We start from the raw sequence: 24,215 nt of genomic DNA on the forward strand, positions 1-24,215 counted from the left end.
TATCCCTTTCAACTGTTAAAGAGTGTCGAGCGTGGAATCAGAAGTCAGTCGAGTTCATCTCAGTCATGATCCACGCGCGTTGCACGACGATCCGTTGCTGGACGGTCTGCTCGCCCTTTGCATGCTGCACCAGAAGCCCGCCAGCGCGGCGATGCTGACGACCGGCCTGCCGCTGCCCAAACAACGTCTGAGTGTCGAGTTGCTGCCCCGCGCGGCGGCTCGCGCCGGTCTGCAAGGGCGGGTTTTGCAGCGCAAGCTGGAAGAGATTCCAGCGATTGCCATGCCCGCGTTGCTGCTGCTCAAGGATGGCCGCAGTGCCGTCCTGCTCGGCTGGCAAGGTGACAACGAAGCGCGGGTGCTGCTCAGCGAAAGCGACGGCGGCGAATCCGTGGTCAGTCGCGAACTGCTGGCCGACGACTACACCGGCAAGGTCTTCTTCGCTCAACCGCAGCACAAATTCGACGTTAACCACGGCACGCTGATCCCGCGCGCACGCTCGTGGTTCCGCGACACCCTCAAGCGTTCGCGCTGGCTGTACGCCGACGCCATCGCCGCCAGTTTCCTGATCAACATCATCGCCATGGCCGCGCCGCTGTTCGTGATGAACGTCTATGACCGCGTCGTGCCGAACCAGGCCGAAGCCACCCTGTGGGTGCTCGCGCTGGGCATCACCGGCGCGTACATGTTCGACCTGGTCCTCAAGAGCCTGCGCAGCCTGTGTCTGGATCTGGCCGGGAAGAAAACCGACCTGATCATCTCCGCCACGCTGTTCGAGCGCATCGTTGGCATGTCGATGAAGTATCGCCCGGCGCGGGTCGGCAGCTTCGCGCAGAACATCCATGAGTTTCAGAGCCTGCGCGATTTCCTCGCCTCGCTGACCCTGACCAGCCTGATCGACCTGCCGTTCACCATCCTGATCTTCATCGTCATCGCCATTCTCGGCGGGCATCTGGTGTGGATTCCGGTGCTGGCATTCCCGATAGCCCTGCTGATTGGTTACGCGCTGCAAAAGCCGCTGGTGGCAACCATGGAACGCACCATGGCCCTCGGTGCAGAGCGTCAGTCGAGCCTGATCGAAACCCTCGCCGGCCTCGACGCGGTCAAGGTCAACAACGCTGAAAGCGAACGCCAATACCAGTGGGAACAGACCATCGGCACCCTCAGCCGCCTCGAACTGCGGGTGAAAATGCTGTCCGGTCTGGCGATGAACATCACCCTGCTGATTCAGCAACTGGCCGGGGTGATCATGATCGTCTTCGGCGTGTACCAGATCATCGCCGGCAATCTGAGCATGGGTGGTCTGATCGCCTGCTACATGCTCAGTGGTCGCGCACTCAGCCCGCTGGCTTCGCTGTCGGGTTTGCTGACCCGCTACCAGCAGGCGCGGGTGACGATGACATCGGTGGACCAGATGATGGAGCTGCCGCAGGAACGCAATTTCGAAGAGCGCCCGCTGAGCCGCAAGGTCCTGCAAGGCGCCATCGAGTGCCGTCAGCTCAACTTCACCTACCCCGAACAACAGAACCCGGCGTTGAAGAACATCAACCTGGTGATCCGTCCCGGCGAGAAAATCGGCATCATCGGCCGTAGCGGCTCGGGTAAGAGTTCACTCGCCAAACTGCTGGTTGGCCTCTATCAACCGGACGACGGCGCGTTGCTGGTGGACGGCGTTGATATACGCCAGATCGACGTCAGCGAGTTGCGCTACAACATCGGCTACGTGCCGCAGGACATCCAGCTACTGGCCGGCACCCTGCGTGACAACCTGATTTCCGGCGCGCGTTATGTCGAAGACGAACTCGTGCTGCAAGCCGCCGAACTGGCCGGTGTCCACGAGTTCGCCCGCCTGCACCCGCAAGGCTACGAACTGCAAGTGGGCGAGCGCGGGCAAAACCTGTCCGGCGGTCAGCGCCAGAACGTCGCGCTGGCCCGGGCGCTGTTGCTCAATCCGCCGATCCTGCTGATGGACGAGCCGACCAGCGCGATGGACAACACCGGCGAAGAACGCCTCAAGCAACGCCTCGCAGCGGTGATTGAAAACAAGACCGTGGTGCTCGTCACGCACCGGGCTTCCCTGTTGTCGCTGGTGGATCGTCTGTTGGTGATCGATCGCGGGCAGATTCTCGCCGACGGCCCGAAAGCTGCGGTGATGGAAGCGTTGAAGAAGGGGCAGATCAGTGTTGCTTAAGTCGGGTTTCAAGGATTCGATCCGTCGCTACTTCAAAGGCACTGCATCGCTGCAGGGCCAGCCGCTGCCCGAGGTCAACAAGGCGCTGATAGAGGACGCCCCGCGCGTCGTGCGCCTGACCATCTGGGCGATCATCGGCTTTTTCGTGTTCCTCATGCTCTGGGCCAACTTTGCCGTGATCGACGAAGTGACCAAGGGCGACGGCAAGGCGATTCCATCGTCGAAGATCCAGAAAATCCAGAACCTCGAGGGCGGGATCGTTTCCGAACTGTTCGTCAAGGAAGGCCAGATCGTCGAAGCCGGTGCACCGCTTATTCGCCTTGATGACACGCGATTTGCCTCTAACGTCGGCGAAACCGAGGCTGATCGGCAGTCGATGCTGCTGCGCGTCGAGCGCCTGAGCGCCGAGGTCGATGACCGCCCGCTGAATTTCCCGGAGGACGTGGTCAAAGCCGTTCCCGGTCAGGCGAAAAGTGAAGAATCGTTGTATATCAGCCGTCGTCAGCAACTGCACGACGAGATAGGTGGCTTGCAGGAGCAGTTGATCCAGCGTCAACAAGAGCTGCGCGAGTTCAGCTCCAAGCAGGCGCAGTATCGCCAGCAGCTGAATTTGCAGCGTCAGGAAATCAACATGTCCGAGCCGCTGGTGGCGCAGGGCGCGGTGTCCCCGGTTGAAGTGCTGCGCCTCAAGCGTGCCGAAGTGGAAACCCGTGGTCAGCTCGACGCCACCACGTTGGCGATTCCACGCGCCGAGTCGGCGATCAAGGAAGTGCAGCGCAAGGTTGATGAGACGCGCGGCAAATTCCGCAGCGAAGCGCTCACTCAGTTGAACGAAGCGCGCACTGATCTGAACAAGGCGCAGGCTACCGGTAAGGCGCTGGAAGACCGCGTCAGCCGTACGCTGGTGACATCGCCGGTGCGCGGCATCGTCAACAAATTGCTGGTCAACACCATCGGTGGCGTGATTCAGCCGGGCAGCGACATGGTGGAAATCGTACCGCTGGACGACACGTTGCTGGTCGAAGCCAAGATCCGTCCGCAGGACATCGCATTCCTGCACCCGGGACAGGAGGCGATCGTGAAATTCACCGCCTACGACTACACCATTTACGGCGGGCTGAAGGCTCAGCTGGAGCAGATCGGCGCCGACACGATCACCGACGAAGACAAGAAAACCACTTACTACATCATCAAGGTGCGCACCGAGCGCAGCCACCTGGGCACCGATGAGAAGCCGTTGTTGATCATCCCGGGCATGGTGGCGTCGGTGGATATCATCACCGGCAAGAAGTCGGTGTTGAGTTATCTGCTCAAGCCGATCATTCGCGCGCGGGCCGAGGCGTTGCACGAGCGCTAGATCTCCATTGGCCTTAATGGCCTCATCGCTGGCAAGCCAGCTCCCACAGGGTTCTCGGTTGGAACACGATTATGTGTTCAACATCGGGACCTGTGGGAGCTGGCTTGCCAGCGATGGCTTCAGTGAAATTGCCTCATTTCGCCAATAAGTGACACAAATCGTCACTCACCATTCAGTCCAGACAGGCGCCAACTAACTTAGGGATGTTTGCTAGCATTGCGCAGAGATCAATCCAGATCAGCCAAGAGTGCTCAGCATGCAACTCCCGGACATGAACTTGCTGGTCGCCCTCGACGCCTTGCTCGACGAGGGCAGCGTGGTTGGCGCCGCGCGGCGGATGAACCTCAGTCCGGCGGCGATGAGCCGGACCTTGACGCGGATCCGTGAAGCCATCGGTGATCCGATTCTGGTGCGCGCCGGTCGGGGCCTGGTGCCGACTCCCAAGGCATTGGAATTGCGCGAACAGGTGCGCGATGTGGTCGAACAGGCTGCGCTTTTGTTCCGCTCGGCGGACACCGTGGAGTTGAGCAGTTTGCGCCGCCGCTTCAGCATCCGCGCCAACGATTTTTTCATCGGTGTGTACGGCGGCAAACTGTTCGACACCCTTGACCAGCAGGCGCCGCACTGTGAACTGCGCTTCGTCCCGGAAGGCGATGGCGACGATGAAGCGCTGCGCGAGGGGCGCATCGACCTGAGCGTCAGCAACACTCGGCCGGTGACGCCAGAGGTGAAGGTTCAGAACCTGTTCTCCACCCATTTTGTCGGTCTGGTGCGCGAGGATCATCCCTTGCTTGATGGCGAGATCACCGCCGAGCGCTACGCCGGGTTCTCCCATATCAGCATGTCGCGCCGCGGCATCGCGCGCGGCCCTATCGATACGGCGCTGAATGCACTGGGCCTGGAGCGGCGAGTGGCGGTGATCGCGCCGAGTTTCCATGCGGCGATGTTCGCTTTGCCGGACTCTGACCTGATCCTGCCGGTGCCCAAGGAAGCGCTGCTGAGTGTGCGGCGATTGGGATTGAAACTGCGCTCATTCGACCTGCCGATCCCGCTGCCGACACTGATGCTGACTCAGGCCTGGCACCCGCGTTTTGACAAGGATCCGGCACACCGTTGGCTGCGTGAAACCCTCAAAAGTTGCTGCGACGAAACCTGGCTCGCTGCCCAACCTTGAAGAGCAAAAGATCGCAGCCTCCGGCAGCTCCTACATTGAAATGCATTCCCTGTAGGAGCTGCCGAAGGCTGCGATCTTTTGATCTTGCATAGTTGCGTCAGGCGCACTTATAACCTGCCAACAAGTCAATTTTCGTCAGCACTAAGCCCGACTAAGATGCTCCGGTATTTTTCCCTCCGGAGTTTGCACTCATGACATCCCTGACGGTCCCGGCGACTCTTGCTGCGGCCAGCCCGGCGACGGCGGTCACGCCCCCGGTGTTCGGGGCGCGGATCATCATCGGGCTGGTCGGCGTGCTGCTGGCAGTGCTGGTGTCGGGCCTCAACGAGATGGTGACCAAGGTCGCCCTGGCCGACATTCGCGGCGCGTTGAATATCGGTTACGACGAAGGTACCTGGCTGGTTGCCAGTTACACCGCCACCTCGGTCGCGGCCATGGCCTTCGCGCCGTGGTGCTCTGTGACCTTTTCGTTGCGTCGCTTCACCCTCTGCGCGATCAGCCTGTTCACCTTGCTCGGGTTGCTCTGTCCGTTCGCCCCGAATTACGAGAGCCTGCTGCTGATGCGCACCTTGCAAGGGTTGGCGGGCGGCGCGTTGCCGCCGATGCTGATGACTGTTGCGCTGCGCTTCTTGCCGGCCAATTTCAAACTCTACGGCTTGGCCGGTTATGCGCTGACCGCCACTTTTGGCCCGGGCCTGGGTACACCGCTGGCCGGTTTATGGACCGAGTACGTCGGCTGGCAATGGACGTTCTGGCAAATCATCGTGCCGTGCCTGATTGCCATGGTGATGGTGGCTTACGGCATCCCGCAGGATCCACTGCGCCTTGAACGTCTCAAGGCGTTTAACTGGAAGGGCCTGCTGCTGGGCTTTCCGGCGATCTGCATGTTGGTGATCGGTCTGTTGCAGGGCAATCGGCTGGACTGGTTCGAGTCGAACCTGATCAGCGCCTTGCTGATCTCGGGATCGCTGCTGCTGGTGGCGTTTCTGATCAACGAGTGGTCGCAGCCGATTCCGTTTTTCAAGTTGCAGATGCTCGGTATCCGTAACCTGGCGTTCGCGCTGATGACCCTGGCTGGCGTGTTGATCGTGCTGCAAGCAGTGGTGTTGATTCCGTCGAGCTATCTGGCGCAAGTGCAGGGTTATCGGCCGGTGCAGACCGCGCCGATCATGCTGATCGCGGCGCTACCGCAGTTGATCGCGCTGCCGCTGGTGGCGGCCCTGTGCAACCTGCGCTGGGTCGACTGCCGTTGGGTGCTGGGCATTGGTTTGAGCATGCTGACGCTGTCCTGTCTGGGTGGGTCGCTGCTGACTTCGGAGTGGATTCGCGACAATTTCTATGTCCTGCAATGGCTGCAGATTTTTGGCCAGCCGATGTCGGTACTGCCGCTGCTGATGCTATCGACCGGCAGCATCCAGCCCATGGACGGGCCGTTCGCTTCAGCGTGGTTTAACACCGTGAAGGGCCTGGCGGCGGTAGTCGCCACAGGAGTGATCGAAGCGCTGACCACATCGCGTCTGCATTTTCACTCGACCATGCTGGTCGACAGCCTCGGCAATTCGCCTCTGGCCGACCGCAGCGACCCGGGCCTCGCCCATCGCCTCCACGAACAAGCGGTGGTGCTGACGTCTTCCGATCTCTATGTGTGCATGGCGGGCGTCGCAGTGACGCTGATCCTGCTGATTTTCTGGCTGCCGACGCGGATCTTTCCACCGCGCGCGCCGACCTGATTGCTGTACTGAAAATGAAGGTTTCCATGACGACTCAAGCAAAGCAAAAACTCGCGGTGGCCCTGGCGGCCACGTTGGCTGTTGGCGTGCTGGTGTATCTGGCGATGCCCGGCCTGTTCGGCAAACGCACTCAGCAGAACACTAACGACGCGTTCGTTTCCGCCGACTACACCCTGGTGGTGCCGCGCGTGGCCGGGTTCATCAAGGAAGTGCTGGTGGAAGACAACCAGCAAGTGACGGCGGGGCAGTTGCTGGCGTTGATCGATGATCGCGATTTGCGCGCTTCTGCCGAGGCGGCGGATGCGCAAACCCTGGTCGCCCGGGCGCAGTTGCAGAACGCCAAGGCGACGCTGGAACGTCAGACTTCGGTGATCGCTCAGGCGCAAGCTTCAGTGGTGTCGGCCAAGGCTGAAATGGCCTTCGCCCAGCAGGAATTGAATCGCTACAACCACCTCGCCGGTGTCGGCGCCGGTACCGTGCAGAACGCGCAACAGGCCCGCACCCGCATCGATCAAGCCAGTGCGCGCCTTGACACGGCCAGCGCAAAACTGGCGGCGGAGCGCAAGCAGGTCGACATCCTCGCCGCCCAGCGAGATGCCGCCGAAGGCAGTTTGAAACACGCACAAGCGGCACTGGAAATCGCCAGTTTCGAACTGTCGTACACACGCATCACCGCACCGCAGGATGGCATGGTCGGCGAGCGTGCCGTGCGTGTCGGCGCTTATGTCACGCCGGGCAGCAAACTGCTGGCAGTGGTGCCGTTGAAGCAGGCTTATGTGGTCGCCAATTTTCAGGAGACACAACTGACCGATGTGAAGCCTGGGCAGGAAGTACAGGTGCGCGTTGATAGTCTGGGTGGCGAAGCGCTGACCGGTCGCGTCGAAAGCATTGCGCCGGCCACCGGCGTGACGTTTGCGGCGGTGAAACCGGACAACGCCACGGGTAACTTCACCAAGGTTGTGCAGCGGATTCCGGTGAAGATCATGCTCGAGCCGGGCCAGCCATTGGCCGAGCGCCTGCGGGTGGGTATGTCGGTGGAGGCGAGTATTGATACGCGTACGGCGGCGAATCCGGTGCGTGAGGTGACTCAGCGATGAATCGAGTTGACCGAACCGACGCCTTCGCGAGCAGGCTCGCTCCCACATTGTGCAACGCGTTCCACCTGCGGGAGCGAGCCTGCTCGCGAAGAGGCAATTTGCAGCGATTGATATCCACAGTCGTAATCGCTGCTGGCCTCACCGCCTGCACCGTCGGCCCCGACTTCCACAAACCCGAAGCCCCGCAAATCGCCAACTGGGCAAAACCAGCCAAATCCGCGCCCAGCCAAGCGGTCAGCGAGCCCCTTGACGAGCGCTGGTGGGAAGTCTTCAACGACTCGCAACTGTCGGCCCTGACCCAGCGCGCTGTCAGCAGCAACCTCGACCTGAAACTGGCCAGCAGTCGCCTGCAACAGAGCCGTGCCGCACGTCAGGTCATCACTGCCGAGCGCTACCCGAATACCGCCGCCACCGGCAGTTACGGGCGCAAACGCAACAGCGGCGAAGGCCTGAATGACCCGTCCGGGCACAACGGCGATTCCGCCTTCAATCTGTGGGACGCCGGTTTCTCCGCCTCGTGGGAACTGGATTTCTGGGGCCGCGTGCGCCGGGAAACCGAAGCCGCCGACGCCAACCTCGAAGTCGCCGAAAACGATCGTCGCGGCGTGCTATTGGCGGTGCTCGCCGACACTGCGCAGAACTACATCCAGCTGCGCGGCGTGCAGAACACTCGTGCCGTCACCGAGCAGAATCTCGACGTCGCCCGCCACAGCCTCAAGCTCTCGCAGCTGCGCCTCAATGATGGCGTGGCGACCGATCTGGACGTCGCCGAAGCCGCTGCGCAAGTCGCCGCCATCGAGTCTCGCTTGCCTGCACTCGAACAGCGCCAGTCGCAACTGATCAACGCGATCAGCCTGTTGATAGGCGAGCCACCGCAGGCTCTGAATAAAGAATTATCCACAGACGCCGCGGTGCCACAGTCGCCTCTCGAAGTTGCTATCGGCCTGCCGTCGCAACTGGCTGAGCGCCGGCCGGACATCCGTCAAGCCGAAGCGCGACTGCATGCCGCCACCGCCAACATCGGTGTGGCCAAGGGTGATTTCTATCCGCGCATCACCCTGTCCGGCAACCTCGGTTCGCAAGCGATGCAGCTCAGTGATTTCGGCTCGTGGGGCTCGCGTGCGTTCGGCATCGGCCCGCAATTCAGCCTGCCGCTGTTCGATGGCGGTCGCCTGCGCGGCGTATTGCAGTTGCGCGAAGCCCAGCAACAGGAAGCAGCGATCGACTATCAGCAGACCGTGCTGCGTGCCTGGCACGAAATCGACGATCAACTGACGGCATACAACGCCAGCCAACGCCGCCGCGACAGTCTCGCCGAGGCCGTACGCCAGAACCAGATCGCTTTGCGCACCGCGCAACAGCAATACGTCGAAGGCGTGGCCGACTTCGTCAATGTGCTTACTGTGCAAGGTGCGTTGCTCGCAACGCAGGAGCAGTGGGTGGAGAGTTCGACCGGGGTTTCGCTGGCGATGGTCGGGTTGTATCGGGCGTTGGGTGGGGGATGGGAGTCGGTGTATCCCGCAGAAGTTGTCACCAGTAATCCGTAGAAAAGGCTTTAGCCATCGACAAAAAACCCATGGCGCACAATAGAGGGATGACGTCAGGATTTTCCCGACAAGTCCGCCATGCCCTTGAGCAACTCAATCGGTAGCGGAAAGACAATCGTCGAACTCTTGTCGCCAGCAATCGAGGTCAAGGTCTGCATGTAGCGCAGTTGCATGGCACCGGGCTGGCGGCCGAGCATTTCGGCGGCCTGCATGAGCTTTTCCGAGGCCTGCAGTTCGCCTTCGGCGTGGATTACCTTGGCCCGCCGTTCACGTTCTGCCTCGGCTTGTTTGGCGATGGCGCGCACCATCGACTCATTCAGGTCGACGTGTTTGATCTCGACATTGGCGACCTTGATGCCCCAGGTATCGGTTTGCGCGTCGAGCACTTGCTGGATGTCGATGTTCAACTGCTCGCGCTCGGCCAGCAGTTGATCCAGTTCATGTTTACCGAGCACGGCGCGCAACGTGGTCTGCGCCAGTTGGCTGGTGGCGGAGAGGAAATCTTCGACCTGGATGATGGCCTTCTGCGGATCGAGCACGCGGAAATACAGCACCGCGTTAACCTTAACCGAAACGTTGTCGCGGGTAATCACATCCTGCGGCGGCACATCGAGAACCACGGTGCGCAGGTCGACCCGAACCATTTGCTGCACCACCGGAATCAGCAGGATCAGCCCTGGGCCTTTGACCTGCCAGAAACGCCCGAGCTGGAATACCACCCCGCGCTCGTATTCACGCAGGATGCGAAACGTCGATCCGGCCAGGACGATCACCAACAACAGCAGCGCAACAAAACCGATTTGCAGACCCATGATCACTCTCCGTGTTGAGCCGCGTCAGTCGCGCTGACTTGCAGCAATAAGCCGTTTCGCCCGACCACGCGTACCGACTGCCCTGTATGCAGTGGTGTGGTGCTGAGCACCTGCCAATGTTCGCCTTGCAGTTGCACCCAGCCGTTATGCGGGTTTTGCGCGTGCACGGTAGTCACCGCCGTCACGCTGCCGACCAGGCCGGCGTCGCCGCTGACCGCGTTTCGCGGCCGGGTTTTCAAGGCGCGGATAATCAGCGCAAGCAAGAGCAGGGCGCTAAGCAGACCGAGGCCGATCATCATGGGCACCGGCAAGTCGGCATTGCCCAGAATCAGCGCGCCGATGACGAACATGATGATCCCGCCCAGGCCAATCACGCCGTAATTGGGCAGCACGGCTTCGGCAATCAAAAAAACGATGCCCAAGGTGATCAGCCATAAGCCGACAGGGCTCATCGGCGGCAATGAGGTGTCGGCGGCGAAGGCCGAGCCACTCAGCAGGAGTAACCAGATAAACGCACAACATCGGCTGTTCACGTAACCCTCCGCGAGAATCGTGGGGTGGTTCTTTCAGTCTAGTTGAGCCTCGCGCTGCCTGAATATTGATCAATGTGCGGATGTGTCCGGTGAGCGGATTTCTCCTCGCCTGCAGCCTGTCGAACTAGACTCAAAGACACGCCAACAACCCTCCAGCGCAACTCCGAGGAGCATCATGCGAATGGCCAAAAAAAGGTGCAAAGCAGCCTGGCCCGGGCGTATTGCGAATATGACATCGTCGCCCACCGCCACTCGTCCAGCAGCCTGGAGACCGCACGGGTTAGTCCATGCGCAGGTGCGGGAGTTGAGTCGTTAGGTTTTGTGCCGGTCTTGCTGACGCTTTCGCGAGCAGGCTCGCTCCCACCGAGATCGAGTTCAACCTGTGGGAGCTAGCCTGCTCGCGAACATTCTTCCACTCACCGCGTCATTCAAGGAATTCATCAATGGAAAACCCAAACCACAGCCTCCCGTCGCTATTCAAACAACTGGGCCTGGACAACGACCCGGTCAGCATCGACCAATTCATCGCCACCCATTCCCCCCTCAAACCAGAGCTGCATCTGGCGGACGCGTTTTTCTGGAGCAAAAGCCAGGCGGAGTTTTTGCGGGACGAGATTCTCGATGATGCGGATTGGGCGGAAGTGGTGGATCAGTTGAATGTGTTGTTGCGTAAGGGACGGGAGAGGTAGTCACTACCCTGGGAAAGGCCACGCCCGCGCTGTATGAACCAGCGCCATTATCCAGATCACATCTGGATCGAGTTGGTAGACGAGACGATAACTGGAGTGGGGGATTATTTCGCGAGTGCCAGAAATGATGCCGGCCGGACCGATTTTGGGGTTTTGGGGTTTTGGGATATTGGGGAAGCCGCTTCAGTGAAGCGGCGATCCATTTCGAGAGCCGCTTTGGGGTTTTCGGCGTGAAGGTAGTCCCAAATATCTTCACGATCCTGTACTGCATTTTTAGTCCAGATAATCTTCATCCTTGATTTTCTACCCGCCTGCGCCTGGCGGCGAATTGTGCATCAACTTCTTCGTTGGACATGCCTTCACCGGCCGCCATTGCTTCTCGTGCCAGATTGACCTTACGTTGCAAAAAGACTTCGTACTCTTTGGCTTCCTGTTGAGCCTGAACAAACTGACGCATCATCTCTCGCATGATCTGCGACGCGGGACGGTGTGAGGCTTCAGCCTCTGCCATAAATTGGTCGCGCAATTCTGGCTCGAGTTTCATCGTAAAGACGGCATGTTTTGACATCTTGTGTCTCCCTGAAAAAGGTCTGGTACTGACGAGGTATATACATCGTAGGGATCTATATAGGAACTTTGCGGTGCCTCCCTGCGACCAATGGAGAGATTTGTTTCAAAACTTGACTGAATTTCCTCTCCAATGCGATATTGATAGTTAGCAAACTAACAGTGTCTATTTTCCCGTGCCCAATTCCCTCGACGCTCTCCAGATGAACATCAGCAGTGCCATGGTGGTGGCCGCCAGGCATTGGCGGAAGATCTGCCAGACCACGCTGGTCAACTATGGAATCTCCGAAGCCTGCGCCGTCCCGTTATTAATGATCGGGCGGCTGGGCGAGGGTGTGCGCCAGGTACAAGTGGCACAGGCGGCCGGGATGGAGAGTCCGTCGTTGGTGCGACTGCTCGATCAGTTGTGCCACGCCGGCTATGTCTGTCGCACCGAAGACACACAGGATCGCCGCGCCAAGTGCCTGAGCCTGACCGACACCGGTCGTGAGTTGGTGCAAGCGGTGGAAGTCGAATTGGTGCGTCTGCGTCACGAAGTACTCGAAGGCATCGACCAGAGTGATCTGGAGGCTACGCTTCGGGTACTCAGAGCTTTTGAGGCGGCCCATCCGCCCGTGGTGGTTAATTCTTGAACGGTTTTTTTTCAGGCATTCCGCCGGCCCGGGACTGGTTCTACGGGATTCGCACGTTTGCCGCGTCGATGCTCGCGCTGTACATCGCCATGCTCATGCAAATGCCGCGTCCCTATTGGGCGATGGCCACGGTGTACATCGTTTCCAGCCCATTTCTCGGGCCGACCAGTTCCAAGGCTTTGTACCGCGCCATCGGTACTTTTCTCGGTGCGGCGGCGGCGGTGTTTTTTGTGCCGATGTTCGTCCAGAGCCCTTTTGTACTGGTGGTCGTCATCGCCTTGTGGACGGGAATTTTGCTGTTCCTGTCGCTGCATTTACGCACCGCCAACAGTTACGCATTGATGCTGGCCGGTTACACGCTGCCGTTGATTGCCTTGCCGGTGGTGGATAACCCGTTGGCGGTGTGGGATGTGGCGGAAGCGCGTACCGAAGAGATTTTCCTCGGCATTGCCGTCGCCGCTGTCGTTGGTGCGATGTTCTGGCCACGTCGCCTTGCGCCGGTGTTCAACGATGCCGTGGGCAAATGGTTCGCCGACGCGTCGACCTACAGCCTGAAGTTTCTCAGCCGCGACGTGCAGCCCGAAGAAGTCACGGCCCTGCGCATGGCGATGGTTGCCAGTTTCAATAGCCTCGAATTGATGATCGGCCAGTTGCCCCACGAAGGCGCGCGGCCGCAAACCGTGCGCAACACCAAGGAACTGCGCGGGCGAATGATCCACCTGTTGCCGGTGATTGATGCCCTCGAAGACTCGCTCTATGCCCTCGAACGACGCACGCCGGAGCTGGTGGAAAAATTCGCGCCGTTGTTGGCCGCGACGCGTGAATGGCTCGACCACAACGACGCCGATCTCGACCGCTGGCAGGCACTCAAGGATCAGCTCGAAGCCTTGCAGCCAAGCGCCGAAGCACTTGAGGACCGCAAGCAGTTACTGTTTTCCAACGCGATTTATCGCCTCGGCGAATTCATCGATTTGTGGCAAGACTGCCGCAGTCTGCAAGACGCAATTCTCTGCGAGCGCCAAGACAGCTGGCGCGCGGTTTATCGCCACTGGCGCCTCGGCCGCCTGACGCCGTTTATCGACCGTGGGCTGATGCTCTATTCGGTGGCGTCGACCATTCTGGCGATCATTGTCGCCTCGGTGCTGTGGATTCTGCTCGGCTGGCCGGATGGCGGCAGTGCGGTGATTCTGGCGGCAGTCGCGTGCAGCTTCTTCGCTTCGATGGACGACCCGGCGCCGCAGATTTACCGGTTCTTTTTCTGGACCGGCATGTCGGTGCTGTTCGCCAGCCTGTACCTGTTTTTGATTCTGCCGAATCTGCACGATTTTCCGATGCTGGTATTGGCGTTTGCCGTCCCGTTTATTTGCGTTGGCACCCTGACGGTACAGCCGCGTTTCTACCTCGGCATGCTGCTGACGCTGGTTAACACCTCGTCGTTCATCAGTATTCAGGGTGCTTACGATGCGGACTTTTTTGCCTTCGTGAACTCCAACCTGGCGGGGCCGATCGGCCTGCTGTTCGCGTTCATCTGGACACTGGTGGCGCGTCCGTTCGGTGCCGAGCTGGCAGCCAAACGGCTGACCCGCTTCAGTTGGAAAGACATTGTCGACATGACCGAGCCGGCCAGTCTCGCTGAACACCGCAAGCTGGGCGTGCAGTTGCTTGATCGGCTGATGCAGCACCTGCCGCGTCTGGCGCTGACTGGCCAGGACACCGGCATTGCCATGCGCGAAGTGCGCGTGGGCCTGAATCTGCTCGACCTGCTCGCCTACACACCGCGAATGACCGGCATACCGAAGGCACTATTGCAGCAAGTGGTTAGCGAGGTCGGCGGGTATTTCCGCGCTTGCCTCAAGGCTGGCGAACGCCTGCCGGCTCCGAGCCCTTTGCTGATGACCCTGGACCGCACCCGCCGTGCGCTCAATGGCCACGGCGACGAAGAAACCCGGCTACACCTGTTGCACGCCCTGAGCGGTTTGCGTCTGGCATTGCTGCCCGGCGTTGAATTCGTTTCCAGCGCCGAGCCCGAAGAACCGCTGCCCGATGGAGCGCCCCTATGATCGGTGATCTGGACATCAGCGGCATTTTCCTGCCGACCCTGCTGGTGTTGATGGGCATCACTTATGTGCTGTTTTTGCTGGTGCATGCCGTGCTCACGCGCGTGCACTTTTACCGTCTGGTCTGGCACCGGGCATTGTTCAACGTGGCGCTCTACGCCGTGCTTTTGTACGGCGTGGACTCACTCAGTCGATACCTGATGACATGAAAAAACCGTTTTTGACCATCGGTCGCGTGGTACTGACCCTGCTGATCGTGACTTTTGCCGTTGTCCTCGTCTGGCGCATGGTGATGTATTACATGTTCGCGCCGTGGACCCGCGACGGCCACATTCGCGCCGACATCATCCAGATCGCCCCGGACGTTTCCGGGCTGATCCAGCAGGTCGAGGTGAAGGACAACCAGTTGATCAAGCGTGGCCAGGTGCTGTTCAGCATCGACCAGGATCGTTTCAAACTGGCGCTGCGTCAGGCTAAAGCCGCGGTCGCGGATCGCGAAGAAACCCTGACGCAAGCGCAGCGTGAAGCCAAGCGAAACCGTGGATTGGGTAATCTGGTGCCGGCCGAGCAACTGGAAGCGAGCCAGTCGCGTGTCGCCCGTGCGCAATCGGCGCTGGCCGAAGCGCTGGTGACGGTGGACAGCGCGCAGCTCAACCTTGATCGCTCGGTAATCCGCAGCCCGGTGGATGGCTACGTCAACGACCGTGCGCCGCGGCCTCAGGAATTCGTCACCGCCGGGCGTCCGGTGTTGTCGCTGGTCGACAGCAACTCCTTCCACATTGACGGCTATTTCGAAGAGACCAAACTCGACGGCATTCATGTCGGCCAGTCGGTGGATATCCGTGTGATTGGCGACCGTGCGCGGCTGCGCGGGCATGTCGAAAGCATCGTCGCCGGCATCGAAGACCGCGACCGCAGCAGCGGCAGCAACCTGCTGCCAAACGTCAACCCGGCGTTCAGTTGGGTGCGGCTGGCGCAGCGGATTCCGGTGCGCATCGCCTTCGATGAGGTGCCGGCAGACTTCCGCATGATCGCCGGGCGAACCGCCACGGTGTCGATTATTGACGACAGGAAACAGGAGCCCGAGCAATGAACAAGGCCCTGATGATCGCCGGGTTGGGCATGATGCTCTCGGCCTGTCAGATGGTCGGGCCGGATTATCAGGTGCCCGATGAAGCGGCCGTCCAGCGCAAGGATTTTCAGGGCGAGCTGGCGGTGGCCGGTAAACCGGTGGTCTCGGCGCCGGTGCCGGCTGACTGGTGGCGCCTTTATAAGGACCCACGTCTGGATCAACTGGTGCAGCAGGCCATGGCCTCCAACACGGATCTGCGCGTGGCGGCGGCGAACCTGTCGCGGGCCCGCGCGCAGGTCGATGAGGCCGAAGCGGCGGGTGGCTGGAGCGCTGGCGTAAAAATGGGCGCGCAGCGTTTGCAGGAATCCGGTCAGGCATTCCTGCTTCCGGAAAAAGTCCCGGTCGATAACGTCGGCGATATCGGCATCAGCGCTTCTTATCAATTCGATCTGTGGGGCACCTTGCAGCGCGGTATCGAAGGTGCGAAGGCCAACGCCGATGCCACCCAGGCAGCAGCTGATACTGCGCGAATCACGTTGGTGGCTGACGTGGTTCGCGCCTATACCCAGGTGTGTGCGGCGAATGAGGAGCGGGAAATCGCAGAGCACTCTCTTGATCTGCAAGCGCAAAGCACCACGTTGACTCAGCGCTTGCGCGATGCCGGACGTGGCGACGAAACCCAGGTCACCCGCTCGCAAACCCAATTCAAATCTCTGCGCGCTGACCTGCCGCGTTACGAAGCGGCGCGTCAGGCTGGACTGTTTCGTCTGTCGATGCTGCTCGCCAAACCCGTCGATCAATTGCCGACGGGCACAGCGGCCTGCGCCGAGCTACCGAAAATCGCGCAATTGGTGCCGGTCGGTGATGGCGCCGCGTTGCTCAAGCGCCGCCCTGATATTCGTCAGGCCGAGCGGCGGCTGGCCGCTTCGACCGCCGGGATCGGTGTTGCCACTGGCGAGTTGTACCCGGACATCAGCATCGGCGCGACGATCGGCACCGTCGGCCTTATCGACGACCTGGGCGACCCATCGACCAATCGTTGGGGCTTCGGTCCATCGCTGAGCTGGAAGGTGCCGACCAACGGTGCCCGCGCGCGCATTCGCGAGGCCGAAGCGTCTACGCAAGGCGCGTTGGCGCATTTCGACGGCGTGGTGCTCAACGCCATTCGCGAAACCCAGACGGGTCTGGCTCAGTACACTGCCTTGTTGCAGCGCCGTGATGCACTGGCCGATGCCGAGCAATCGGCGAAACTGGCTGCAGACCAGACGCACCGCTTCTTTCAGGCCGGCCGCGAGTCGTTCCTCGCCGACCTGCAAGCGACCCGCACCTACACGGATGTCACCGCGCAACTGGCCGCTGCCAACACTCAAGTCGCCATGAGCCAGATCGATCTGTTCCTCGCCCTCGGCGGCGGTTGGGAAAGCGGACGAACGCAAGCCTCGAGCCCGAGCAAACCCTGACGCCGTAGCTATGCTTGAAGTGTTGAAAGGGCGCCCCGTGCAAAAGCGTCCCTTCAGCGCACATTGCTAGCGCTGGTCTAGGGGAAACCAATAATGAAAAACCCTTACGCTCTCGGCTTCTGGTGCTCGTTGGCAGCGCTGGTGCTGCTTTCGGCCACCTATTTCTACGGCATCATGCTGGCCCACCAGATCGACAAGGCGATGATTTTCCTCGACAGCGCCGTGGCGTTGATCGCGGTGATGGCAATCGTCGTGGTGGCCTGGGCGTCTGTGCAGGTTCAGCGAGTCAAGAAACGACAGCTTGAACGAGGCAAGACCCTGGTCCTGATCTGGGACACCAAAGTCGCCCTGCGCCGGGTCGAAACCGTGTTCGACCGGTATTTCTGGGGCAGCTACTGGCAACCCGGGCGTACCTTCGCCGAGGTCATGGGCGAACTCACCGGCACGCCGCTGGAAAAAAGCCTCGAAGCGCTGAAGAAGCAATGCCTGGAACTCGACAAGCAGTTCGACGACGAGGGCTGGCATTGGCTGAACAATGCCCGTGAACTGTCCGATGTCGCCACGGCCATGGCCCGTGAGCGCTATCAACTGGATTACTGCGACCCGCGCGCCGATGGGCCGAGTGGCGCGGTAATCGATCGGGACTTTGAAGTGCTGGTTTATACCTGGACTGCACGGCTGAAGAGCTTTGATCATCAGTTGGATGAGATTGAGGTTCAGTATTCCTGATCTTCTGTGAATCACCTGGCCTCATCGCTGGCAAGCCAGCTCCCACAGGTTTTTGTGGTGTTCACAAGTTTTGTGATCACCCAAGGCTCTGTGGGAGCTGGCTTGCCAGCGATGGCGTCTGCAAAAACAGCGAAACTCTTCCAGCCTGCCCACTGTCCACACGCCCCATAGACACTCTTTCACCTTTAAACATTGGGCCGTCTTCCGCGCCCGGTGCTAATCTGCACCGCTAATTCAAGCGGAGTCGAGCCGTAACCCGGTCACGGGTTCAGGGAAGACGACCACACTTTCAGCCACGGAAATCGATCAGGTCATTCATGAATAAATCAGCAGGCGTGCTACTCGGAATTGTTGTTGCCATTGGCGCGATCAGCGCAGGCGGGGCCTGGTACACCGGGACCAAGATCGAAGGCGTACTGAACAACGCCGTCACCAACGCCAACAAAGAACTGCAAACCGCGATGGCCGGCTCCAACGGCACGGCGTCGCTGGAACTGGTGTCGCTGGAGCGCCACACGTTCACCAGCACCGCGCACTATCGCCTCAAAGGTGAAGGTGAGTTGTTTGGCGATGCGCCGGTCGAGCTGCTGTTTGTCGACCACATCGAGCACGGGCCGCTGCCGTTCTCGCGTCTCGTGTCGCTGAAGTGGCTGCCGGTCATGGCCACCAGCAACTACGAGCTGGAAAAGAACCCGGCCACCGAAAAATGGTTCGCTGCGACCAAGGGTGCAGCACCACTCAAAGGCGTGACCAACATCGGCTACGACGAATCCACCACCAGCACCATCGACCTGCTGCCGCTGGAAACCGCACTGGATGCGCAATCGAGCCTGAAATTCTCCGGCCTGACCATGAATATCTCCGCCAGCGCTCAAGCGCAAAAGGTCAAGGCTGACGGCTATATGGACAGCCTGAAACTGGTCACCGTGGCTGAAGACCAGGCGCCCGTGCAGATAGAACTCAACGGTCTGACCCTGGCCAGCAACCTCGCCAAGAGCAGCTTCGGCTACTACACCGGCGCCAACACCCTGGAACTGACCAACAGCAAAACCACTTTCGGCACCAAGCAATCTGTGCTCGGCGTGAAGGGCTTCGAGATGAAGAACCTCACCGAAGAAAGCGGCAGTAATGCGTCCGGTCGCGCCGATTACAAGGTTGACGAAGTCACCCTCAACGACAAGAAAATCGGCTCCGCCAACCTGGCATTCAGCCTGAAGAACCTCGACATCCCGTCGACAATGTCGTTGATGCAGATCTATCAGACCAAATTGCAGCCTTACGAAAAAGCCGCTGCCGAAGCTGCAGAAGCAGGCTTGCCGGCGCCGGAACTGAACCTGACCGAAGCTGAATCGGCTCAGGTCAAAGCCGATCTGCAAAAGCTGCTGGCGGCCGGTCCGCAAGTGGCGCTGGAAAATCTCTCGCTGAAAACCGCCAATGGTGAAAGTCGCGCCAATCTGGTGATCGACCTGACCAAGCCGCAATCGATGGACCTGCCGCCGGATCAACTGGCCAAACAGCTGATCGCGTTGCTCGATCTTAATATCGTCGTGTCCAAGCCAATGCTGATCGATCTGCTCAGCGTTCAGGCGCAGCTTGATGGTCAGACCGACGCCAAAGCCATTGTCGATCAGGCCAGCGGTGCGGCCGACATGTTCTCCGGCATGGCCGTTGGTTCGCAGTTGGCGACAGTGGAGGGCACCAGTGTCGTGACCAAGCTGCATTACGCCGCCAATCAGGTGGAATTCAACGGCCAGAAAATGACCGTCGAGCAGTTCGTCGCCTTCCTGATGAGCAAGTTCGCGGGCGTCACGCAAGTGCAGTAATACTGCGTCCTTAATAGCAACGCCCGGCCTCTGTCTTGCACAGGCGCCGGGCGTTTTGCTGTCTGGTGTTCGGGTTTTCAGCGCTCCGGGAGCAAGCTGCCATCACGATTCTGAACAATTATTGTGTTCCGAATTTTGCTCCGCGCTTGCGTGCAAACTGCCTGACCAAGCTTGGCCTAGCCGTTGTTGGCTTGGCTCCGTTACGAATGGGCAAGGAGGGCATTGCGACCCGGCTAGCCATGTAAGGATGCTGACGAATGCCGCGTATTGATGTTCCCGTATTGCATCGTGGTTTACGCCCTTTGTTCCGCGTAGCGTTGTGCAGCCAATTACTTTGGCCGGCACTCGCGTTTGCCGATACACCCTATGACGAGATGGTGCGCGACGCCCGTGCCGGGCAAACCACGCCTGCGCTGACGGTGCTGCGTCAGGTGCCGCCGGGTCAGGCGACCACCGGACAGATCAGCGATCACCTGCAAATTGCCAGTTGGGCCGGGCTCGACGCCGAAGTGGTGCAGGTCTATGAAACCCAGGGCCGCGGCCGCGTGCTGCCGATTCAGGCGCTGACGGCCACTGCTCGCGCCTATCGCAACCTTAAACGTTGGGATCAGGCGACTCAGGTCTACAACAAGGCCTTGGCCCTGGAGCCAGACAACGCCGACCTGCAACTGGGCCTGGCCCTGACTCAGGCTGACGCCGGCGAACCCGATCAAGCCGTAACTCGCGCCAAAGCGCTGGTCGCCGCCAAGCCTGATGATCCTTCTCGCCGTTTGGCACTGGGCTACGCGCTTAGCCGTGCCGGCAAGCAATATGACGCGCTGTTCGAATACGATCAGGCTTTCATTCGCGCTGGCCACAAACCGGAAGTCGCCCGCGAATACGTGGTCGCGCTGCAAAAGGCGCGTCTGCCGGAACCGGCACTGCGCCTGGCCTACCAGCGTCCGGGTCTGATCGATCCGGTCACCCTGCGTCGCCTCGAAGGCGATCTGGCTGCCGAGCGCGTACGGCTAGCTGAACTCGCGACCCGCAGCGAAAAAGAACGCTACGTGATCGCCGATCGTGCCTTGGCTGATTACGACAAACTGCTCGCCACCTGGACGCCCGACGCCAGCGCCAAAGACGACGTGACCCGCTGGCGCATCGACCGCATGGGCGCGCTCAAGGCCCGGGCGCGGACCGCCGACATCATCAGCGAATACCAGAGGCTGCAAGCCGAAGGCGTGAAGATTCCCACCTACGCCCAGCGCTGGGTGGCGGCAGCCTATCTGGACCAGCGCGAGCCAGAGATAGCCTCTGATCTGTATCGCCAGGTGCTGTCGGCGCCGGACGCCGATGTCGGTGATCGTCTGGAGGACACCACGGCGCTGTACTACTCACTGCTGGAAAGTGATCGCGCCGACGAAGCGCGCAAAGTCGCCGAAGATCTGGCCAAGTCCCAGCGTCCACGCGTTGAACTCAAGGGCTTGCCAATAGGCAACCCAAACGATGAATGGATGGACGCCCAGCAACTCGCGGCGCAGGCCGGTATCTATGGCTCCGACCTGCCCCATGGCGAAGAGCGTTTGCAGACGCTGGTCGATCAGGCGCCGGGCAACCTCGGTTTGCGCCTGGCTCAAGCCGACCTGTACCTGGCCCGCAACTGGCCACGTCGCGCTGAAATCCAGCTCAAGGACACCGAAAGCATGGTGCCGCGCGGCATGGGCCTGGAAGTTGCTCAGGCCCGCACCGCCATGCAGTTGCAGGAATGGCGGCAGATGGATGCGCTGACCGACGATGTTGTGGTGCGTTATCCGGACAACCGTCAGGTACAGCGTCTGGCCCGAGAGCGTGAAGTCCACGACATGTTCGAACTGCGCGTCGAAGCCTATGGCGGCAAGGCCAATGGCGGTGGCAGCGGCGATGCTGGTGCGGTCAGTGGCAGTCGCGATTTCGGTATCCAGACGACGTTGTACAGCCCGCCGATAGACGAGGACTGGCGCGTGTTCGCCGGTGCCGGTTATGCCACTGGCGACTTCGCCGAAGGCACCGGCCATCACCGCTTCCAGCGCGTCGGTCTGGAGCGTCGCACCCGCGACATGACCCTCGAAGCCGAAATCTCCAATCACGATTATGGCTTCGGCGACAAACAGGGTGCGCGTCTGGCGATCGCCCGCGACATCAATGACAACTGGCAGTACGGCGGCAGCCTCGATTACCTGTCGGCGCAAACGCCGTTGCGCGCGCTCAACAGCGATATCAAGGCCAACGGTGGCAGCGGGTTTATTCGCTGGCGCGCCAACGAAAGCCGCGAGTGGCGGCTGTCGGTGAGCCCGTCGCACTTCAGTGATGGCAACAACCGCGTCGAAGCCTTGCTCACCGGTCGCGAAGGCGTCTACAGCGCGCCGAACGTGCAAGTCGATGCGGGCCTGGAAGTCGGCACCAGCCACAACTCCAAATCCGATGACGTGCCGTACTTCAATCCCAAATCCGACTTCAGTGTGATGCCGCTGATCAACGTCAATCACGTGCTCTACCGCCGTTATGAAACCTCCTGGAGCCAGCAGTTCCAGGCGGGTGCGGGTACGTACAGCCAGCGTAATCACGGCACCGGCGGCATGGCGTTGCTCGGCTACGGCCAGCGTTATGCCTGGAACGACGTGTTCGAGGTGGGCGGTTTGTTCAGTGTGATCAACCGGCCCTATGACGGCGATCGGGAGACCGATCTGCGTCTGCTCGTCGACCTCACTTTCCGCTTCTAGAAGAGTTTGAAGATGCCTTTTATTTCGCGTTTCATCCTTCTGCTGGGAGCGCTGCTGGTCAGCGCTTGCGCCCAGCAAGCTCCGGCCTTCACGCCGCCTTCCGAGCGCCCGGTGGCGGCCAGTGAAAAACCGTGGCCGAAGAATCACGTGCTCGGCATTGCTTATCACGATGTCGAAGATCTTGATCCCGATCAGGCCGTGGTGGCGGTGCGCACCGAGCGCATGATCGAACAGCTCGCATGGCTGCGGGAGAACAACTACAAACCGGTCACGGTCGACCAGATCATGGCCGCCCGCAAGGGCGGACCTGAGTTGCCGCCGAAGGCGATCCTGCTCAGTTTCGACGATGGTTATTCAAGCTTCTACACCCGCGTGCTGCCAGTGTTGCGCGCCTATAACTGGCACGCGTTGCTGGCGCCGGTCGGCACCTGGATCGACACGCCGCTCAACCAGCCAGTGGATTTTGCCGGTACGCCGCGAGCGCGCTCCGACTTCCTGACCTGGGAGCAGGTACGCGAGATCTCCAGATCCGGGCTGGTGGAAATCGCCGCCCACACCGATGCCAACCACAAGGGCATTCTCGCTAACCCGCAGGGCAACCTGCAGCCTGCCGCCGCGACCCGACGCTACGATCCGCTGACCAAACGCTATGAATCCGAGGCCGATTTCCGGGCGCGGATTCGCACTGACGTCAGCAATATCTCGGAAAAAATCCGCAAGGCCACCGGTTACAAACCGCGGGTCTGGGTTTGGCCATACGGCACGGCGGACGGCACTTCGCTGACCGTGGTGGGCGAGGAGGGCTATGAAATGGCCCTGACCCTCGACGACGGTCTCGACGCCCTCGACAACCTGATGAGCAGCCCGCGCTTCCTCGTCGCCTCCGATCCTGACGGCACGCATTTCGCCAACAGCGTTGTCTCGGTGCAGTCGGATTTCGCCATGCGCGTGGTGCACGTGGATCTGGACAACGTCTACGATCCGGACCCGGTGCAGCAGGACATCAACCTCGGCAAACTGGTGCAGCGCATGGCCGACATGGGTGCCAACACCGTATTCCTGCAAGCCTTCGCCGATCCGCAGGGCGACGGTCTGGTGCACTCGCTGTACTTCCCCAACCGCCACTTGCCTGTGCGCGCGGATATTTTCGACCGTGTGGCCTGGCAACTGCGCACCCGTGCTCACGTGAAAGTCTTCGCCTGGATGCCGGTGCTGAGTTTTGCTCTCGATTCGAAATTGCCGCGTGTGATGAGCTGGAACCCGGAAACCGGTACCACCTCGGTTGCTCCGGATCAGTACAAACGCCTGTCGCCGTTCGATCCGGAAGTACGGCGGATCATCGGTGAAATCTACGAAGACGTGGCGCGCCTGACTTCGGTCGACGGCATCCTTTACCACGACGATGCCGTGTTCTCGGACTTCGAAGACGCCGGCCCGCAAGCATTGAAGGTATACGCCGCAAACGGCTTGCCGGGTTCGATCGCGGCACTGCGTGATGACCCGGCGGCGATGCAGCGCTGGACGCGCTTCAAGAGTCGTTACCTGATCGATTTCACCAACGACCTCACCGCCAAAGTCCGCGCCATCCGAGGGCCGCAAGTGCAGACCGCGCGCAACATCTTCGCCGAGCCGATGCTCAATCCACACAGTGAAGAATGGTACGCACAGAACCTCGATGACTTCCTCGCGACCTACGACTGGACGGCGCCGATGGCCATGCCGCTGATGGAAAAACAGACTCAGGAACAGTCTGGCCCATGGCTGGAAAAGCTGGTGCAAACCGTCAGCAAACGCCCCGGCGCGCTGAACCGCACGGTATTCGAATTGCAGGCCCGCGACTGGACGAAAAAGGATCAGGCCGACATCGATGGCGCGCATCTGGCGGACTGGATGGGCCGCCTCAAGCGTCAGGGCGCGACGAGTTTTGGCTACTACCCGGACAACTTCCTCGACAACCTGCCGGACCTGAAAACCGTAAGGCCTGCACTCTCCAACAAATGGAACCCATGA

The 24,215-nt window shown here is 60.6% G+C and carries 20 protein-coding genes; 16 read left to right on the plus strand and 4 right to left on the minus strand.

Annotation, left to right across the window (positions count from 1 at the left end; genetic code table 11):
• Window positions 1–31 precede the first annotated feature (31 nt).
• The 6 genes from AB4P97_RS24855 to AB4P97_RS24880 all read left to right on the plus strand — a co-directional run bounded on the left by AB4P97_RS24855 (window position 32) and on the right by AB4P97_RS24880 (window position 9,093).
• Complete coding sequence (locus AB4P97_RS24855) at window positions 32–2,188, plus strand: type I secretion system permease/ATPase (protein ID WP_042557031.1); 2,157 nt, start codon at window positions 32–34, stop codon at window positions 2,186–2,188.
• The gene (locus AB4P97_RS24860) at window positions 2,178–3,545 is read left to right on the plus strand and encodes an HlyD family type I secretion periplasmic adaptor subunit (protein ID WP_042557032.1); all 1,368 of its coding nucleotides are present in this window, start codon (window positions 2,178–2,180) and stop codon (window positions 3,543–3,545) included. Before AB4P97_RS24855 ends, AB4P97_RS24860 begins: the two co-directional genes overlap by 11 nt.
• Window positions 3,546–3,801: 256 nt before the next feature.
• Window positions 3,802–4,719: a LysR family transcriptional regulator gene (locus tag AB4P97_RS24865; protein WP_395601739.1), complete on the plus strand. Its 918-nt coding sequence runs from the start codon at window positions 3,802–3,804 to the stop codon at window positions 4,717–4,719.
• 191 nt (window positions 4,720–4,910) lie between these two features.
• Window positions 4,911–6,449 carry an MFS transporter gene (locus AB4P97_RS24870; RefSeq protein WP_273878041.1) on the plus strand — a complete coding sequence of 513 codons (1,539 nt, stop codon included), beginning with the start codon at window positions 4,911–4,913 and terminating at the stop codon, window positions 6,447–6,449.
• A gap of 26 nt (window positions 6,450–6,475) precedes the next feature.
• Window positions 6,476–7,546, plus strand: coding sequence for an HlyD family secretion protein (locus AB4P97_RS24875; RefSeq protein ID WP_395601740.1), 1,071 nt, complete (start codon window positions 6,476–6,478; stop codon window positions 7,544–7,546).
• Window positions 7,543–9,093 carry an efflux transporter outer membrane subunit gene (locus AB4P97_RS24880; protein WP_200892951.1) on the plus strand — a complete coding sequence of 517 codons (1,551 nt, stop codon included), beginning with the start codon at window positions 7,543–7,545 and terminating at the stop codon, window positions 9,091–9,093. Before AB4P97_RS24875 ends, AB4P97_RS24880 begins: the two co-directional genes overlap by 4 nt.
• 53 nt (window positions 9,094–9,146) lie before the next feature.
• Here the strand turns inward: AB4P97_RS24880 and AB4P97_RS24885 are convergent, their stop codons facing one another.
• Both AB4P97_RS24885 and AB4P97_RS24890 read right to left on the minus strand, forming a co-directional pair.
• The gene (locus AB4P97_RS24885) at window positions 9,147–9,905 is read right to left on the minus strand and encodes a slipin family protein (protein WP_042557037.1); all 759 of its coding nucleotides are present in this window, start codon (window positions 9,903–9,905) and stop codon (window positions 9,147–9,149) included.
• A 2-nt stretch (window positions 9,906–9,907) separates the two neighbouring features.
• Window positions 9,908–10,438, minus strand: a complete 531-nt coding sequence (locus AB4P97_RS24890) for an NfeD family protein (RefSeq protein ID WP_042557038.1) — start codon at window positions 10,436–10,438, stop codon at window positions 9,908–9,910.
• Between the two features lie 443 nt (window positions 10,439–10,881).
• Between AB4P97_RS24890 and AB4P97_RS24895 the strand changes: the two genes are divergently transcribed.
• Complete coding sequence (locus tag AB4P97_RS24895) at window positions 10,882–11,127, plus strand: DUF2789 domain-containing protein (protein ID WP_042557039.1); 246 nt, start codon at window positions 10,882–10,884, stop codon at window positions 11,125–11,127.
• Between the two features lie 104 nt (window positions 11,128–11,231).
• Here AB4P97_RS24895 and AB4P97_RS24900 read toward each other — a convergent pair whose 3' ends face one another.
• Both AB4P97_RS24900 and AB4P97_RS24905 read right to left on the minus strand, forming a co-directional pair.
• On the minus strand, window positions 11,232–11,420 hold the full coding sequence (locus tag AB4P97_RS24900; protein WP_235378370.1) for a type II toxin-antitoxin system RelE/ParE family toxin: 189 nt from the start codon (window positions 11,418–11,420) through the stop codon (window positions 11,232–11,234).
• Complete coding sequence (locus tag AB4P97_RS24905; RefSeq protein WP_395601741.1) at window positions 11,417–11,695, minus strand: CopG family ribbon-helix-helix protein; 279 nt, start codon at window positions 11,693–11,695, stop codon at window positions 11,417–11,419. Before AB4P97_RS24905 ends, AB4P97_RS24900 begins: the two co-directional genes overlap by 4 nt.
• A gap of 202 nt (window positions 11,696–11,897) precedes the next feature.
• On the opposite strand from AB4P97_RS24905, the gene AB4P97_RS24910 reads away from it, so the two are divergent.
• From AB4P97_RS24910 to pgaB, 9 genes are all read left to right on the plus strand, one after another.
• The gene (locus AB4P97_RS24910) at window positions 11,898–12,326 is read left to right on the plus strand and encodes a MarR family winged helix-turn-helix transcriptional regulator (RefSeq protein WP_042557041.1); all 429 of its coding nucleotides are present in this window, start codon (window positions 11,898–11,900) and stop codon (window positions 12,324–12,326) included.
• Window positions 12,323–14,386: an FUSC family protein gene (locus AB4P97_RS24915; RefSeq protein WP_047299244.1), complete on the plus strand. Its 2,064-nt coding sequence runs from the start codon at window positions 12,323–12,325 to the stop codon at window positions 14,384–14,386. Before AB4P97_RS24910 ends, AB4P97_RS24915 begins: the two co-directional genes overlap by 4 nt.
• Entirely contained in the window at window positions 14,383–14,592 is a 210-nt protein-coding gene (locus tag AB4P97_RS24920) for a DUF1656 domain-containing protein (RefSeq protein ID WP_007917703.1), read from the plus strand. The genes AB4P97_RS24915 and AB4P97_RS24920 overlap by 4 nt, the downstream gene beginning before the upstream one ends.
• Entirely contained in the window at window positions 14,589–15,476 is an 888-nt protein-coding gene (locus AB4P97_RS24925; protein WP_395601742.1) for an efflux RND transporter periplasmic adaptor subunit, read from the plus strand. Before AB4P97_RS24920 ends, AB4P97_RS24925 begins: the two co-directional genes overlap by 4 nt.
• Entirely contained in the window at window positions 15,473–16,915 is a 1,443-nt protein-coding gene (locus tag AB4P97_RS24930; RefSeq protein ID WP_395601743.1) for an efflux transporter outer membrane subunit, read from the plus strand. Before AB4P97_RS24925 ends, AB4P97_RS24930 begins: the two co-directional genes overlap by 4 nt.
• 93 nt (window positions 16,916–17,008) lie before the next feature.
• Window positions 17,009–17,644, plus strand: coding sequence for a hypothetical protein (locus AB4P97_RS24935; protein WP_047299246.1), 636 nt, complete (start codon window positions 17,009–17,011; stop codon window positions 17,642–17,644).
• A 317-nt stretch (window positions 17,645–17,961) separates the two neighbouring features.
• A complete protein-coding gene (locus AB4P97_RS24940) occupies window positions 17,962–19,467 on the plus strand; it encodes a YdgA family protein (RefSeq protein ID WP_395601744.1) in 1,506 nt (501 codons plus the stop codon).
• Window positions 19,468–19,724: 257 nt separating this feature from the next.
• Window positions 19,725–22,205, plus strand: a complete 2,481-nt coding sequence (gene pgaA / locus AB4P97_RS24945) for a poly-beta-1,6 N-acetyl-D-glucosamine export porin PgaA (RefSeq protein WP_395601745.1) — start codon at window positions 19,725–19,727, stop codon at window positions 22,203–22,205.
• Between the two features lie 12 nt (window positions 22,206–22,217).
• Entirely contained in the window at window positions 22,218–24,215 is a 1,998-nt protein-coding gene (gene pgaB / locus AB4P97_RS24950; RefSeq protein ID WP_047299249.1) for a poly-beta-1,6-N-acetyl-D-glucosamine N-deacetylase PgaB, read from the plus strand.

This window comes from Pseudomonas sp. A1230 (assembly GCF_044218825.1).
In the GTDB taxonomy this organism is placed as follows: Bacteria; Pseudomonadota; Gammaproteobacteria; order Pseudomonadales; family Pseudomonadaceae; genus Aquipseudomonas; species Aquipseudomonas iridis.

Bases quoted from the DNA above. Each gene is read 5' to 3' on its own strand.
- AB4P97_RS24865 (WP_395601739.1), top strand. From the start codon at position 3,802: ATGCAACTCCCGGACATGAACTTGCTGGTCGCCCTCGACGCCTTGCTC.
- AB4P97_RS24870 (WP_273878041.1), top strand. From the start codon at position 4,911: ATGACATCCCTGACGGTCCCGGCGACTCTTGCTGCGGCCAGCCCGGCG.
- AB4P97_RS24875 (WP_395601740.1), top strand. From the start codon at position 6,476: ATGACGACTCAAGCAAAGCAAAAACTCGCGGTGGCCCTGGCGGCCACG.
- AB4P97_RS24880 (WP_200892951.1), top strand. From the start codon at position 7,543: ATGAATCGAGTTGACCGAACCGACGCCTTCGCGAGCAGGCTCGCTCCC.
- AB4P97_RS24885 (WP_042557037.1), bottom strand. From the start codon at position 9,905: ATGGGTCTGCAAATCGGTTTTGTTGCGCTGCTGTTGTTGGTGATCGTC.
- AB4P97_RS24895 (WP_042557039.1), top strand. From the start codon at position 10,882: ATGGAAAACCCAAACCACAGCCTCCCGTCGCTATTCAAACAACTGGGC.
- AB4P97_RS24900 (WP_235378370.1), bottom strand. From the start codon at position 11,420: ATGAAGATTATCTGGACTAAAAATGCAGTACAGGATCGTGAAGATATT.
- AB4P97_RS24905 (WP_395601741.1), bottom strand. From the start codon at position 11,695: ATGTCAAAACATGCCGTCTTTACGATGAAACTCGAGCCAGAATTGCGC.
- AB4P97_RS24910 (WP_042557041.1), top strand. From the start codon at position 11,898: ATGAACATCAGCAGTGCCATGGTGGTGGCCGCCAGGCATTGGCGGAAG.
- AB4P97_RS24920 (WP_007917703.1), top strand. From the start codon at position 14,383: ATGATCGGTGATCTGGACATCAGCGGCATTTTCCTGCCGACCCTGCTG.
- AB4P97_RS24925 (WP_395601742.1), top strand. From the start codon at position 14,589: ATGAAAAAACCGTTTTTGACCATCGGTCGCGTGGTACTGACCCTGCTG.
- AB4P97_RS24930 (WP_395601743.1), top strand. From the start codon at position 15,473: ATGAACAAGGCCCTGATGATCGCCGGGTTGGGCATGATGCTCTCGGCC.
- AB4P97_RS24935 (WP_047299246.1), top strand. From the start codon at position 17,009: ATGAAAAACCCTTACGCTCTCGGCTTCTGGTGCTCGTTGGCAGCGCTG.
- AB4P97_RS24940 (WP_395601744.1), top strand. From the start codon at position 17,962: ATGAATAAATCAGCAGGCGTGCTACTCGGAATTGTTGTTGCCATTGGC.
- pgaA (WP_395601745.1), top strand. From the start codon at position 19,725: ATGCCGCGTATTGATGTTCCCGTATTGCATCGTGGTTTACGCCCTTTG.
- pgaB (WP_047299249.1), top strand. From the start codon at position 22,218: ATGCCTTTTATTTCGCGTTTCATCCTTCTGCTGGGAGCGCTGCTGGTC.